Source organism: Streptomyces sp. NPDC008001 (assembly GCF_042958085.1).
In the GTDB taxonomy this organism is placed as follows: Bacteria; Actinomycetota; Actinomycetes; order Streptomycetales; family Streptomycetaceae; genus Streptomyces.
The window spans coordinates 377834-391936 of the sequence record NZ_JBIBIZ010000004.1; the positions used below are offsets into that span (position 1 = coordinate 377834).

Annotated in this window: 12 protein-coding genes; 7 read left to right on the forward strand and 5 right to left on the reverse strand. The window is 71.8% G+C overall.

The window, feature by feature from the left end; translation table 11 throughout:
* Positions 1–129: 129 nt before the first annotated feature.
* The 3 genes from ACFZCD_RS13275 (at position 130) to cimA (ending at position 4687) form a co-directional block, all read left to right on the forward strand.
* Positions 130–1233: a branched-chain amino acid aminotransferase gene (locus ACFZCD_RS13275; RefSeq protein ID WP_391830084.1), complete on the forward strand. Its 1104-nt coding sequence runs from the start codon at positions 130–132 to the stop codon at positions 1231–1233.
* A 192-nt stretch (positions 1234–1425) separates the two neighbouring features.
* Positions 1426–2778, forward strand: a complete 1353-nt coding sequence (locus ACFZCD_RS13280) for an MFS transporter (RefSeq protein WP_391830086.1) — start codon at positions 1426–1428, stop codon at positions 2776–2778.
* 283 nt (positions 2779–3061) lie between these two features.
* Positions 3062–4687, forward strand: coding sequence for a citramalate synthase (gene cimA, locus ACFZCD_RS13285; RefSeq protein ID WP_391830088.1), 1626 nt, complete (start codon positions 3062–3064; stop codon positions 4685–4687).
* Positions 4688–4724: 37 nt separating this feature from the next.
* Here the strand turns inward: cimA and ACFZCD_RS13290 are convergent, their stop codons facing one another.
* A complete protein-coding gene (locus ACFZCD_RS13290) occupies positions 4725–5363 on the reverse strand; it encodes a TetR/AcrR family transcriptional regulator (protein ID WP_391830090.1) in 639 nt (212 codons plus the stop codon).
* Positions 5364–5447: 84 nt separating this feature from the next.
* Between ACFZCD_RS13290 and ACFZCD_RS13295 the strand changes: the two genes are divergently transcribed.
* Complete coding sequence (locus tag ACFZCD_RS13295) at positions 5448–6944, forward strand: FAD-dependent monooxygenase (RefSeq protein WP_391830092.1); 1497 nt, start codon at positions 5448–5450, stop codon at positions 6942–6944.
* Positions 6945–6958: 14 nt separating this feature from the next.
* On the opposite strand, the gene ACFZCD_RS13300 is transcribed toward ACFZCD_RS13295, so the two are convergent.
* Positions 6959–7579, reverse strand: coding sequence for a YceI family protein (locus ACFZCD_RS13300; protein WP_391830094.1), 621 nt, complete (start codon positions 7577–7579; stop codon positions 6959–6961).
* A 239-nt stretch (positions 7580–7818) separates the two neighbouring features.
* Here ACFZCD_RS13300 and ACFZCD_RS13305 point away from each other — a divergent pair, with 239 nt between their 5' ends.
* The 3 genes from ACFZCD_RS13305 to ACFZCD_RS13315 all read left to right on the forward strand — a co-directional run bounded on the left by ACFZCD_RS13305 (position 7819) and on the right by ACFZCD_RS13315 (position 12275).
* Positions 7819–10263 (forward strand): polysaccharide lyase 8 family protein, encoded by a 2445-nt coding sequence (locus tag ACFZCD_RS13305; protein ID WP_391830096.1) that lies wholly within the window; start codon positions 7819–7821, stop codon positions 10261–10263.
* A 219-nt stretch (positions 10264–10482) separates the two neighbouring features.
* Positions 10483–12066 carry an acyl-CoA carboxylase subunit beta gene (locus tag ACFZCD_RS13310; RefSeq protein ID WP_391830098.1) on the forward strand — a complete coding sequence of 528 codons (1584 nt, stop codon included), beginning with the start codon at positions 10483–10485 and terminating at the stop codon, positions 12064–12066.
* An 11-nt stretch (positions 12067–12077) separates the two neighbouring features.
* The gene (locus tag ACFZCD_RS13315; protein WP_391830100.1) at positions 12078–12275 is read left to right on the forward strand and encodes an acyl-CoA carboxylase subunit epsilon; all 198 of its coding nucleotides are present in this window, start codon (positions 12078–12080) and stop codon (positions 12273–12275) included.
* A gap of 237 nt (positions 12276–12512) precedes the next feature.
* On the opposite strand, the gene ACFZCD_RS13320 is transcribed toward ACFZCD_RS13315, so the two are convergent.
* The 3 genes from ACFZCD_RS13320 to ACFZCD_RS13330 form a co-directional block, all read right to left on the reverse strand.
* Positions 12513–13094: an ATP/GTP-binding protein gene (locus tag ACFZCD_RS13320; RefSeq protein WP_049717346.1), complete on the reverse strand. Its 582-nt coding sequence runs from the start codon at positions 13092–13094 to the stop codon at positions 12513–12515.
* Complete coding sequence (locus ACFZCD_RS13325) at positions 13075–13596, reverse strand: DUF742 domain-containing protein (RefSeq protein WP_391830102.1); 522 nt, start codon at positions 13594–13596, stop codon at positions 13075–13077. The genes ACFZCD_RS13320 and ACFZCD_RS13325 overlap by 20 nt, the downstream gene beginning before the upstream one ends.
* An 83-nt stretch (positions 13597–13679) precedes the next feature.
* Positions 13680–14102 (reverse strand): roadblock/LC7 domain-containing protein, encoded by a 423-nt coding sequence (locus ACFZCD_RS13330; protein ID WP_049717348.1) that lies wholly within the window; start codon positions 14100–14102, stop codon positions 13680–13682.
* Position 14103 lies beyond the last annotated feature (1 nt).

Genomic DNA, 14103 nt, shown 5'->3' on the forward strand with positions numbered 1-14103 from the left:
CGTCCAGGGCCCCACGAGCGATAATCGAACGTGGGGCCGCGGAATGAGGGGAAGCTCGGATGCTCTGACACCGTCAGGGACGGGGCGAGCTCGCGGTCCTACACACACAACGGTGAAGGACACGCACTCATGACGACGCCCACGATCGAGCTCAAGCCCTCTTCGCACCCCCTGTCGGACGCGGAGCGGGAGCAGATCCTGGCCAGCCCCGGCTTCGGCCGCCACTTCACCGACCACATGGTGACGATCAAGTGGACGGAAGGCCGGGGATGGCACGACGGCCAGCTCGTTCCGTACGCGCCCCTGTCGATCGACCCGGCGAACATGACGCTGCACTACGCGCAGACGATCTTCGAGGGGGCCAAGGCGTACCGCCAGCCCGACGGCTCCGTGGCCATCTTCCGGCCCGAGGAGAACGCCAAGCGGCTGCAGGCCTCCGCGCGCCGCCTGGCCATGCCCGAACTGCCCGTCGAGACCTTCATCGAGGCGTGCGACGCGCTGGTCAAGCAGGACAAGGCGTGGGTGCCCGGCTCCGGCGAGGCCTCGCTGTACCTGCGCCCCTTCATGTTCGCCACCGAGGTCGGCCTCGGCGTCCGCCCGGCCAACGAGTACATGTTCGTGGTCATCGCCTCGCCCGCCGGCGCCTACTTCCCCGGCGGCGTGAAGCCGGTCTCCGTGTGGCTGAGCGAGGAGTACGTGCGCGCGTGCCCGGGCGGCACCGGCGCCGCCAAGGCCGGCGGCAACTACGCCGCCTCCCTCGTCGCCCAGGCCCAGGCCATGGAGCACGGCTGCGACCAGGTCGTCTGGCTGGACGCCATCGAGCGCCGCTGGATCGAGGAAATGGGCGGCATGAACCTGTACTTCGTGTACGGGGCCGGGTCCGGCGGCAAGCCGAAGATCGTCACCCCCGAGCTCACCGGCTCGCTCCTGCCCGGCATCACCCGCGCCTCGCTGATGACGATCGCCGCCGACCTCGGCTACGAGGTCGCCGAGGGCCGCATCTCCGTCGACGACTGGAAGAACGGCTGCGCCGACGGCACCCTCACCGAGGTCTTCGCCTGCGGCACCGCCGCCGTCATCACCCCGGTCGGCACCGTGAAGTCCGCACGGGACGGCTGGACGGTCGGCGACGGGCAGCCGGGCGAGGTCACCATGAAGCTCCGCAAGGCGCTCCTCGACATCCAGACCGGCGCCGCCGAGGACACCCACGGCTGGATGCACCCCCTGGGCTGAAGCCCGCGCTGACTGACGTACACACGTATGCCCGCCTCCCCGGAGGCGGGCATACGTGTGTACGGAACCGGCCGCCGGCGGGCGACGGGGCGCCCGGCGCGCCGCCCCGTGAACGCAAGGCACGCAAGTACGCATGATCGTTGCCGCCCGGGCCCTTGTCCGCCCCGTGCCGTTCCGCCACCGTGATCGACCATGGGACAGCACTGGAAGAAGATCTGGGTCGGCTCGGCCGGCAACATGGTCGAGTGGTTCGACTGGTTCGTCTACGCGTCGTTCGCGACGTACTTCGCGGGCTCCTTCTTCCCCGCGGGCAACGACACCGCGAAGCTGATGAACACCGCCGGCATCTTCGCCGTCGGCTTCTTCATGCGCCCCGTGGGCGGCTGGCTCCTCGGCCGGGTCGGTGACCGGAAGGGCCGCAAGGCGGCCCTCACGCTGACCGTCAGCCTGATGTCCGCCTCGGCCGTCCTCATCGCCGTCGCGCCCACCTACGCGGTCGCCGGCTACGGCGGCGCGGCCGTCCTCCTCGTCGCCCGCCTGCTGCAGGGCCTGTCGGTCGGCGGCGAGTACGCGGCCAGCGCCACGTACCTGACGGAGGCGTCCGCACCGGGCCGCCGCGGCTTCGCCTCCAGCTTCCAGTACGTGTCGATGACGGCGGGCCAGATCCTCGGCCTGGGGCTGCAGATCGTCCTGCAGCACACCCTCTCCAGCAGCGAGCTGCACAGCTGGGGCTGGCGCATCCCCTTCGTCGTGGGGGCGCTCGGCGCGGCCGTCATCTTCTACCTGCGGCGCAACATGCTGGAGACGGAGGCCTACACGGAGGCCGCCGGGGAGAGCGCGGAGGGGGGTGCGGGGGAGAGCGCCGCGCAGGCCGCGGACCGCGGCACCATCCGGGCCCTCATGCGGCACAAGCGCGAGGCGCTCCTCGTCGTCGCCCTCACCATGGGCGGAACCTTGGCGTATTACACCTACACCACCTACCTGACGAAGTACCTCTCCAACAGCGCCGGCCTGCCCAAGCAGACCGCGACCCTCGTCAGCTTCTGCGCCCTGCTGGTCTTCGCCTGCCTGCAGCCCCTCGCCGGCGCCCTCTCCGACCGCATCGGCCGCCGCCCCCTGCTGATCACCTTCGCGGTGGGCTCCACCTTCCTCACCGTGCCGATCATGGCCATGCTCAAGCACGCGGGGTCCTTCTGGCCGGCCCTCGGCCTGTCCCTGCTCGCCCTGGTCGTCGTCACCGGCTACACCTCGATCAACGCGTGCGTGAAGGCCGAGCTCTTCCCGACGGGCATCCGGTCGCTGGGCGTCGCCCTGCCCTACGCCGTCGCCAACGCGCTCTTCGGCGGGACGGCGGAGTACGTGGCCCTGTGGTTCAAGAAGGCCGGCATCGAGTCGGGCTTCTCCTGGTACGTGGCCGGCTGCGCCGCGGTGTCGCTGGTCGTCTATCTGACGATGCGCGAGACGCGCGACATCGACCTCAAGCGGGTGGGCGGCGCGCCCGAGGGCGCGGCCCCGGTGGAAGCGGGCAAAGTGCCCGCATCCTGAGACCCGTCCGCACGGCGGAACCGGCGTGTGCCAAGATGCACCTATGCTCCCGTTCGCCATGATTATTGGCAGCAGGCGCGCCGGTCCGCAGTGACCGCTCCCGTACCACCCGTACGGAGCGGACACCGTCGTCCCAGACCCGCGCGCAGACCTCTCGCACCCGCGAGAGGTTTTTGCGTTTTCCGGCCCACCCGCGCCGGGGAACGCAGGGCGTGCGGGAAGCAGGGGGACGGTGGAACGGGTTATTCCGGTAGACCGACATCCTCACAGGAGTCAGAGCAGCATGACGGACGCAACCGACGGCCCCGACGATCGCTTCCACGTCGACGACCGCTTCCACGTCTTCGACACCACCCTGCGCGACGGCGCGCAGCGCGAGGGCATCAACCTCACCGTCGCGGACAAGCTCACCATCGCCCGGCACCTGGACGACTTCGGCGTCGGCTTCATCGAGGGCGGCTGGCCGGGCGCCAACCCCCGGGACACCGAGTTCTTCCAGCGCGCCCGGGAGGAGATCGGCTTCCGCCACGCGCAGCTCGTCGCGTTCGGCGCGACGCGCAAGGCGGGCGTGCGGGCCGAGGACGACCCGCAGGTCGCCGCGCTGCTCGACTCCGGCGCCCCGGTAATCACCCTGGTCGCCAAGTCCCACGACCGGCACGTCGAACTGGCCCTGCGCACCACCCTCGACGAGAACCTCGCCATGGTGCGGGACACCGTCTCGTACCTGTGCGGGCACGGCCGACGCGTCTTCGTCGACTGCGAGCACTTCTTCGACGGCCACAGGGCCAACCCGGAGTACGCCGTCGAGGTGGTCCGCACCGCCTACGAGGCGGGCGCCGACGTCGTCGTGCTGTGCGACACCAACGGCGGCATGCTCCCCGCGCAGATCGGCGCCACGGTGCGGGAGGTCCTGGAGGCGACCGGGGCGCGCCTGGGCATCCACGCGCAGGACGACACCGGCTGCGCCGTCGCCAACACCCTGGCCGCCGTGGACGCCGGCGCGACGCACGTGCAGTGCACCGCCAACGGCTACGGCGAGCGGGTCGGCAACGCCAACCTGTTCCCCGTCGTCGCCGCCCTGGAGCTCAAGTACGGCCGCCCCGTGCTGCCGCCCGGGGCGCTCGCCGAGATGACGCGCATCTCGCACGCCATCGCCGAGGTCGTCAACCTCACGCCCTCCACCCACCAGCCCTACGTGGGCGTCTCGGCGTTCGCGCACAAGGCCGGGCTGCACGCCTCCGCGATCAAGGTCGACCCGGACCTGTACCAGCACATCGACCCCGAGCGGGTCGGCAACACCATGCGCATGCTCGTCTCCGACATGGCCGGCCGCGCTTCCATCGAGCTCAAGGGCAAGGAGCTCGGGGTCGACCTCGGCGGCGACCGGGAGCTCATCGGCCGCGTCGTGGCGCGCGTCAAGGAGCGCGAACTGGCGGGCTACACCTACGAGGCCGCCGACGCCTCGTTCGAACTGCTGCTGCGCGAGGAGGCCGAGGGGCGCGCCCGGCGCTACTACCGGGTGGAGTCCTGGCGGGCCATCGCCGAGGACCGGCCGGACGGCACGCACGCCAACGAGGCCACCGTGAAGCTGTGGGCCAAGGGGGAGCGCATCGTCGCCACCGCCGAGGGCAACGGCCCCGTCGACGCGCTGGACCGGGCGCTGCGCGTGGCGCTGGAGCGCATCTATCCCCAGCTGGCCGCCCTCAAGCTGACCGACTACAAGGTGCGCATCCTGGAGGGCGGCCGGGGCACCGGATCGATCACCCGCGTCCTCGTCTCCACGAGCGACGAGAACGGCGAATGGTCGACGGTGGGCGTCGCCGAGAACGTGATCGCCGCCTCGTGGCAGGCGCTCGACGACGCCTACGCGTACGGGCTGCGGCGCGCGGGCGTGGAGCCGCGGGAGTGAGCCGTGGGGCGCGCCCCGGAGCGTAGCCGGGAGCGCGTCACAGTCCCTGCGCCGCCAGTCCGGCGCCGAGCAGGTCGTACGCCCGCTCGGCGTCGGCGTGGGCCGCGTCCAGGACGGCGGCGGTGATGCGGCCGGACCCCAGGCGCCGCCAGTTGTCCCGCGCGAGGACGTGGTGGACGGCGATGACCTGCGCCGCCGCCAGCCGCGCCGTCACCTCGTCCGCCTCCGCCTCCGTCAGGGCTTCGGCCAGGGCCCGTTCGTCCTCGGCGGAGTAGTGCATGAGGCGGGCCGCCAGGCTCGGGGTCGAGTAGAGCATGTCCCGGAAGGCCAGTACGGCGGGCACGTCGCACAGCCCCGTGACGGGGTCGCGGGCGTCGAGCCGGGCGTGGAAGTGGGCGCGCAGGGCGGCCAGCGGCGAGAGGCCCGGCGCCCGGTCGCGCACGACGCGGGCCGCTTCCCCCTGGTGGTCGGCGATGCGGTGGAGGACCAGGTCCTCCTTGGCGGGGAAGTAGCGGAACAGCGTCGGCTTCGACACCTCCGCGGCCGCCGCCACCTCGGCCACCGACACCCGGTCGAAGCCGCGCTCCAGGAAGAGCGCGATGGCGGTCTCGGACAGCGTCTGCCGCGTGCGCTGCTTCTTGCGCTCCCGCAGCCCGGTCGTCGTCTCCTCGGTCACGCCGCCACCCTAGCAGAGACTGCGTTACTCAGATTCTTTTGTTACTCAGTTGCGTTTTCTCCCCGGGCGGTCTTTCATGGGCGCATGACGACGACCACCGCCACCGGCGCGACGACCGCCACCGACGTCCTGATCGTGGGCGCCGGCCCCACCGGACTCACCCTCGCCTGCACCCTCGCCCGCGCAGGCGCCGCCGTGCGGATCATCGACAAGTCCCGGGAGTTCCACCGCTCCTCCCGCGGCAAGGGCCTCAACCAGCGCAGCCGCGAGCTCCTCCACGACCTCGGGGCGGAGGCGGAGGCCGCGGCCTCGGGCACCGAGCACATCACCCTGCGCAAGTACCGCGACGGCGTGGCCGTGTCCGACACCGTCACCTTCGGCGACCGCGTCCCTACCCCCGACACCCCCTACGCCAGCGGACTGCTCATGCCCCAGTGGCGCACCGAGGAGATCCTGCGCGGGAGGCTCGCCGCGTACGGCGTGGAGCCCGAAACCGGCTGCGAGCTCGCGGAGTTCTCGCAGAGCGCGGACGGTGTGGTGGCGACGCTCGCCGACGGGAGGCGCATCGAGGCCGCGTACCTCGTGGGCTGCGACGGCGGCCGCAGCCCCGTGCGCAAGGCCCTGGGGGTGGCCTTCGAGGGCCGGACCGACGCCGAGGAGTGCATGGTGATCGGCGACGTGCGCGCCGACGGGCTCGACCCCGCCTACTGGCACCAGTGGTTCGACGAGGACGCGGCGGTCATGCTCTGCCCGTTCCGCGGCAGCACCCACTGGCAGCTGCAGGGAGCACCCGAGCGCGACGCCGCGGGGCGGCCCCTCGCCCCGTCACTGGAGTCGTTCCAGCGGCTCCTCGACCGCTGCTCCCGGCAGGCCGGCATCCGGCTGTCGGACCCCACCTGGTTCTCCGCCTACCGCATCAACGTGCGGATGGCCGACCGCTTCCGCGCCGGCCGGGTCTTCCTCGCCGGCGACGCGGCCCACGTCCACTCCATCGCGGGCGGGCTGGGCATGAACACCGGCATCCAGGACGCCTTCAACCTCGGCTGGAAGCTCGCGTACGTGGTGCGCGGCCTCGCGGCTCCCGGCCTGCTGGACACGTACGAGGAGGAGCGGCTGCCCGTCGCCGCCTGGACGCTCGGGCTCACCGAGGAACGGCTGCGGTCGGTGCTCGAAGGGGTGAAGCAGGCGGGCGTCGGCACGGAGGCGGCGCTCACGGACGACGTCACGACGCTGGGCGTGGGCTACGGCTGGAGCTCGCTCGCATGGGGCGGGACGAACGCGGGGGAGCGGGCACCCGACGCGCCCTGCCGGGACGGCCGGCTCTTCGACGTCTTCGCCGGGCCGCACTTCACGCTGCTGGGCTTCGGCGGGGCGAGCGCGCAGGCCCTGGCGGAGGCGGGGGAGAAGTGCGGGGACCGTTTGCGCACGCACCTCGTCGACGACAGCGAGGGACATGCCCGCCGCGCCTACGGGATCGACGAGGGCCTGGTGCTGGTGCGGCCCGACAACCACATCGCGCTGAGCGCGGGTGCGGACCGGGGCGCAGAGATCGCCGAGCGTCTGCTGCGCCTCGGTCGCTGACACCGCACGGGGCCTCAGGCCTGGGGCGCGGCCTTGACCGCGGAGATGTCGAAGGTCAGCTTCACCTTGTCGCCGACCATCACTCCGCCGGCCTCCAGAGCGGCGTTCCAGGTCAGGCCCCAGTCGGAGCGCAGGATCTCGGCGCCGCCCTCGAAGCCGACGCGCTCGTTGCCGTAGACGTCGGTGGCCGAGCCGTTGAACTCCAGGTCGATGGAGAGCGGGCGGGTGACGTCCTTGATGGTGAGGTCGCCGGTGATGCGGTACCGGTCCCCGCCGAGCTGCTCGGCGGCGGTGGAGCGGAAGGTCATCAGCGGGAAGCGGCCGGCGTCGAAGAAGTCCTCGCCGCGCAGGTGGGCGTCGCGGTCCTTCATGCCGGTGTCCACGCTCGCGATGCGGACGTCGATGGCGGCGGTCGAGCGGGAGGGGGCGGTGCCGTCGAGGCGGAGGGTGCCCTCGTGCTCGGTGAAGGCGCCCTTGACGTTGGTCACCATGGCGTGGCGGACGGTGAAGCCGATGCTGCTGTGAGCGGGGTCGATGGCGTAGTCGCCGGTCAGGGCGGCGAGGGCGGGGTCGACGGCGCGCGGGGCGGGGACGGCGGCCGGGGCGGTGCTCTGCTTGCGGCTGAAGAGGCCCATGGCGTGCTCCTTGGTCGATGTTGTTGAAGATTCAACTTGAACCTGAGAACACCGTAACGCGCTCTGGTTGAATATTCAACATCTATCTCGGCGTCCATCTCGGGGTCCCCACCCTCCAGGGGTGGATTTCCGGCCGACACCGCCCCAGGGGGCATTGCCACACCCCCGGCCCCGTGCCACGGTGTGCCTCCGGCACCGTCCGCACCGTCCCGCTCCATGCGCCCCGGGGAGGCCCCGCCGTGCTGTCCGGTCCTGCCGCTTCCCTCCCGCCCGCCTGGACCCGCAGAGGATTCCTCGCCGCCTCCGTCGCCGGCACCCTCGGCCTCACCACCGCCCCACGCGGCGACGACGGCCGCGGCGACGGCGGCGGAGACGAGCCCTTCGCCGCCCTCCGCGCCCGCTGGCGCGGCCTCATGCTCGGCACCGGCTTCGACCCCGCCGCCGAGCCCTACGCCACCGCCCTGCGCCGCACGGGGGACCTCGCCCGCGCCTACCGCGCCGGCATGGCCCCGGCCCCCGCCTCGCTCTGGCCGGACACCCCCTTCGACCCGCCCGCCGGCATCACCCGCAGCTACGCCCGCCTGCACACCATGGCCCAGGCCTACGCCCGGCCCGGCACCGGGCTCACCGGCGACCCCGCCCTCGCCGCCGACACCCTCGCCGGCCTCGACCACGTGCACGCCCGCGTCTACCACCCCGCCACCACCCCCTACGGCAACTGGTGGGAATGGCAGATCGGCAGCCCCAGGCTCCTCCTCGACAGCCTCGTGCTCCTCCACGACGAGGCCGGAGCCGCACGCCGCACCGCGTACCTCGCCGCCGTCGACCACTTCGTCCCCGACACGGCGCTCGGCGACTACAGCGGCACCAGCACCGGCGCCAACCGCGTCGACCTGTGCCGCGTCGTCGCCCTCCGCGGCATCCTCGGCGCCTCCGCCCCCAAGACCGCCCTCGCCCGCGACGCCCTCTCGCCCGTCTTCCCCTACGTCACCCACGGCGACGGGCTCTACGCCGACGGCTCCTTCGTCCAGCACACCCGGGTCGCCTACACCGGCACCTACGGCCAGGTGCTCCTCGACGGGCTCGGCCGGCTCCTCGCCCTGCTCCACGGCTCCCCCTGGGAGATCACCGACCCCGCACGGCAGACCGTCTACGACAGCGTCGAGAAGGCGTACGCCCCCTTCCTCCACGACGGGCTCGTCATGGACAGCGTCTCCGGCCGCGCCGTCAGCCGCGGCCTGCAGAGCGCCGACCCCGGCGCACCGCCGCAGAGCGACCACCAGCGCGGTCACGCCCTCATCGCCGCCGTCGCCCTCCTCGCCGGCAGCGCGAGCCCGGCCGAACGCACCCGCTGGCACGCGATGATCAAAGGCTGGGCCGCCCGCGACACCACCCTCCCGCTGCTCACCGACCCCTCGCTCGCCGTCGCCGACCTCGCCCGGCTAACCACCGCCTGCTCCGGCCCCGTGCCACCCGCCCCCGCCCCCGTGGGGCACCGCCTTTTCCCCGCCATGGACCGCGCCGTGCACCGCCGCCCCGGCTGGACCGCCGGCATCGCCATGGCCTCCGACCGCATCACCTACTACGAGAACGGCAACGGCGAGAACCCGCGCGGCTGGCACACCGGCGCCGGAATGCTCTCCTGGTGGCGCGCGGGCGACGGCGGCCCGTACACGGACGCCTTCTGGCCCACCGCCGACCCCTACCGGCTCCCGGGCACCACCACCTCCGCCAAGCCGCTCGCCGGCAACGAGGGCGGCGCATGGGGCGAACCCCGGCCCGCCGTCCGGTGGGTCGGCGGCGTGACCGACGGCGAGTACGCCGTCATCGGCCAGCACCTCAAGGGCCTCTCCTCCACCCTGGACGCCCGCAAGGCGTGGATCTGCGCCGCGGACGCCGTGATCTGCCTCGGCGCCGGCATCACCGCGCACGACGGCACCCCCGTCGCGACGACCGTCGACCACCGCAACCTCGGCGCGCACGGGGCGCCCCCCCTCCTCGTCGACGGCGTCCCCCAGCCGGTCACCGACGGCTGGAGCGCCCGCTACGAGACCGCCCGCTGGATCCATCTCGAAGGCCACGGCGGCTACGTCTTCCCTCGCGCGCACCCCGGTGGCCGCCCCGGCGGCGTCCCGCTCCATGCCCCGCTCCACGCCCTGCGCGAGGCCCGCACCGGCTCCTGGCGCGACATCAACGCCGGCGGCACCCCCGACCGCCTCACGCGGCGCTACCTCACCCTCTGGCACGACCACGGCACCGACCCCGAGGACGCCGCCTACGCGTACCTCCTCATGCCCGGCGCGGGGCCCCCTGCGCTGGCCGCCCGCGCCGAGGACGACGCCTGGCTCGGCCTCCTCGCCAACACCTCCGGCTGCCAGGCCGTGCACCTGCCCTCCCTCGGCCTCACCGCCGCCGCCTTCTGGGCCCCGGGCACCGCCGGCCCCCTCGCCGTCTCCGCCCCCGCCGCCGTCCTCGTCCGCGACCACGGGCGGACCGCTACCCTCCATATGGCTGAACCGCAGCGCACCGGCGCCCCCCTCGACATCACCTGGGACCGCCCCGTGCGCCGCGTCACCGCGCACGACGCCACGGTCCGCGTCCTGTCGACAGGCCACAGTCTCCGGCTGCGCGTCGCACCCGGCACCTCCTGCGCCCCGCACCGCTGCACCGTAACCCTGGGGTGACCGGGCGTGACGCCGTTCCGGGCCCATCGGGCGTCAAGTTCACTTGCCTACGGGGCAGAGGCGCGAGTTTTGTAGAACTTCTACAAAGCTACCCCCCGATCGGGGGGAGCGCCGCTCCAGGCCGCTGCGGCCCTCTGTGACGCCTGCCCACCAAAAGGCACATGACGTTGTATGGAAACGACATGAGTTTCGGACGGTCCGGCCACGTACCGTCTATGCATGAGCAATCTCGAAGGTGCGCCCGTAGAGGCGAGTGACGTCCGTGGGCGCGTCGCCGAGCTGCACGCCATTCGCGAGCAGGTTCGGCGTGGTCCGAGCGAGCGGGCGACCCAGGCCCAGAAGGCCAAGGGGAAGCTGACGGCCCGGGAGCGTATCGATCTCCTGCTGGACGAGGGGTCGTTCTCGGAGGTGGAGCCGCTGCGCCGGCACCGGGCCTCGGGGTTCGGCCTGGAGAGCAAGAAGCCTTACACCGATGGTGTGATCACGGGCTGGGGGACGGTGCACGGGCGGACGGTGTTCGTCTATGCGCATGATTTCCGGATCTTCGGTGGTGCGCTGGGTGAGGCCCATGCGACGAAGATCCACAAGATCATGGACATGGCGATCGCGGCGGGTGCGCCGCTGGTGTCGCTGAACGACGGTGCCGGTGCCCGGATCCAGGAGGGCGTCTCGGCCCTGGCCGGTTACGGCGGGATCTTCCAGCGCAACACCAAGGCCTCGGGTGTGATCCCGCAGATAAGCGTGATGCTCGGCCCGTGCGCCGGTGGCGCGGCCTACAGCCCGGCGCTGACGGACTTCGTGTTCATGGTGCGCGAGACCTCGCAGATGTTCATCACCGGCCCCGACGTCGTCCGCGCCGTCACCGGCGAGGAGATCACCCAGAACGGCCTGGGCGGTGCGGACGTGCACGCCGAGACCTCGGGCGTGGCGCACTTCGCCTACGACGACGAGGAAACCTGCCTGGAGGAGGTTCGCTACCTCCTCTCCCTCCTGCCGCAGAACAACCGGGAGAACCCGCCGCGGGTGGCGAGCGAGGACCCGGCCGACCGCCTGGGCGAGGCCCTGCTGGACCTGGTGCCCGCCGACGGCAACCGGCCCTACGACATGCGCAAGGTCATCGAGGAGATCGTCGACGACGGCGAGTACCTCGAGATCCACGAGCGCTGGGCCACCAACATCATCTGCGCCCTGTCCCGTCTCGACGGGCAGGTCGTGGGCATCGTCGCCAACCAGCCCCAGTCGCTGGCCGGCGTGCTCGACATCGAGGCGTCGGAGAAGGCCGCGCGCTTCATCCAGATGTGCGACGCCTTCAATATTCCGATCATCACTCTTCTGGACGTCCCGGGCTTCCTTCCCGGCGTGGACCAGGAGCACGGTGGAATCATCCGGCACGGCGCGAAGCTGCTCTACGCGTACTGCAACGCCACCGTGCCGCGGATCTCGGTGATCCTGCGCAAGGCCTACGGCGGCGCCTACATCGTCATGGACTCCCAGTCGATCGGCGCGGACCTGACCTACGCGTGGCCGACGAACGAGATCGCCGTGATGGGCGCCGAGGGCGCGGCCAACGTGATCTTCCGCAAGCAGATCGCCGAGGCCGATGACCCCGACGCCATGCGGGCCCGGATGGTCAAGGAGTACAAGGCCGAGCTGATGCACCCGTACTACGCCGCCGAGCGCGGCCTGATCGACGACGTGATCGACCCGGTCGAGACCCGTCAGGTGCTCATCCGCTCCCTGGCCATGCTCGCCTCGAAGCACGCAGACCTGCCCTCCCGCAAGCACGGCAACCCGCCCCAGTAAGGGAGAAACGCATGAACGACACGCTCGTCCGCGTCGAGAAGGGCACGGCCGACGCCGAGGAAGTCGCGGCCGTCACGGCCGTCCTCCTCGCCCGCGCCGCCGCCACCACGAACGACACGGCGCCGCCCCGCCCCCGCCGCACCACGGCCGCCTGGCGCCGCCTGGAGCGCACCCCGGGCTTCCGGGCGCCGCACAGCTGGCAGGGCTGACGCCCGCCACGCAGCACAACGCCGGACGGGCTCGATTCCGCGACACAGCGGAACCGAGCCCGTCCGGCGTTTCGCACGGCCTCATGCGCGGACGTACGCCGCCCCATGCGGCAGGCCTCATGCAGGGGCCCCGCGCAGAAGACTCACGGGGAAGCCCTCATGCAGCCAGGCCTCACGCAGAAGGTCCCCGCACTCCCGTGAGCGCGGGGACCTTGTTGCGTCGGTGCGGCCGACGCCTCACCGCAGGCGCGCCATCAGGGCGTGCTCGACCAGGGTGATCAGGGCGCTCTTCGCCTCGTTGCGGTGGCGTGCGTCGGTCGTGATGATCGGCGCGTCCGGGCCGATCTGCAGCGCCTCGCGGACCTCGTCCGGCGTGTAGGGCTGGTGACCGTCGAAGCCGTTGAGGGCGATGACGAAGGGCAGGCCGCTGTTCTCGAAGTAGTCGACGGCGGGGAAGCAGTCGGCGAGACGGCGGGTGTCGACGAGCACGACGGCACCGATGGCACCGCGCACGAGGTCGTCCCACATGAACCAGAAGCGGTCCTGACCGGGGGTACCGAACAGGTACAGGATCAGGTCCTGGTCCAGGGTGATACGGCCGAAGTCCATGGCCACGGTGGTCGTGGTCTTGTCCGGCGCGTGGGTGAGGTCGTCGATGCCCGCCGAGGCGGACGTCATCACGGCTTCGGTCCGCAGCGGGTTGATCTCCGAGACCGCACCGACGAACGTGGTCTTGCCCACGCCGAAACCGCCTGCCACCACGATCTTCGCGGAGGTGGTGGAGCGGGCTGCCTCGCCGCTAGAGGTTCCGAAGTCCACTGAGCACCCTTTCGAGCAGTGTCACGTCAGGCTGGCCGCCGGCGGACTCGTCGCCGCCGGGCTGATGGATGGCGACGAGCCCGGCCTCCGCCAAGTCGGCGACGAGGATTCGGGCGACGCCGAGGGGGATGGTGAGAAGTGCCGAGATCTCGGCGACCGACTTGATCTCGCGGCACAGGTGGCAGATGCGCTGGTGTTCCGGCAACTGCCCTTGGAGCTGGGCGGGCTGGGCCGTGGTGTGAACCAGGGCCTCGATGGCGAGCTGGTACCGGGGCCGGGTCCGGCCGCCGGTCATGGCGTAGGGGCGGACCAGCGGGTTGTTCCGCTTGCCCCCGGAGGGGGAAGACGCCCTGCGATGCTGGGACGCCTGTGGTACTTGCGGCTGCCGTGGTGGCTCCGCCTGCGCACGCTGACTCGGTGCGGAGGGGAAGTTGAAGCGGTTCAGCGGAGGCTGAGCCTGCTGATCATTGCCATACGGGTAACCGCCGGGGGGCGTTGCCACGTCTCCTCCTCAACGTGCCTGTCTGCTGCTGGTCGCGCCACCGCACCCTATGGGGCGGTGGCGCGAAACGCACTGCCTCTTTGCTAGTTGAGAAGGCTCCCCTGCAGTTCGGCGCGGAGGTCCGGGGTGAGGACGTTGCCCGCGCGGTCGACGAGGAGGGCCATCTCGTAGCCGACGAGGCCGATGTCGCACTCGGGGTGCGCCAGCACGGCCAGCGAGGAGCCGTCGGAGATGGACATGATGAAGAGGAAGCCGCGTTCCATCTCCACCACGGTCTGGTTGACGGCGCCGCCCTCGAAGATGCGGGAGGCACCGGCGGTCAGGGAGGTCAGGCCGGAGGCGACGGCCGCCAGCTGGTCGGCGCGGTCCCTCGGGAACCCTTCGGACATCGCCAGAAGGAGTCCGTCGGCGGAGACCACGACGGTGTGGGACACACCCGGGGTGTTCTCCACGAAACTGGTGATCAACCAGTTCAGGTTCTGCGCCGCCTGGCTCATCGGGCTCACA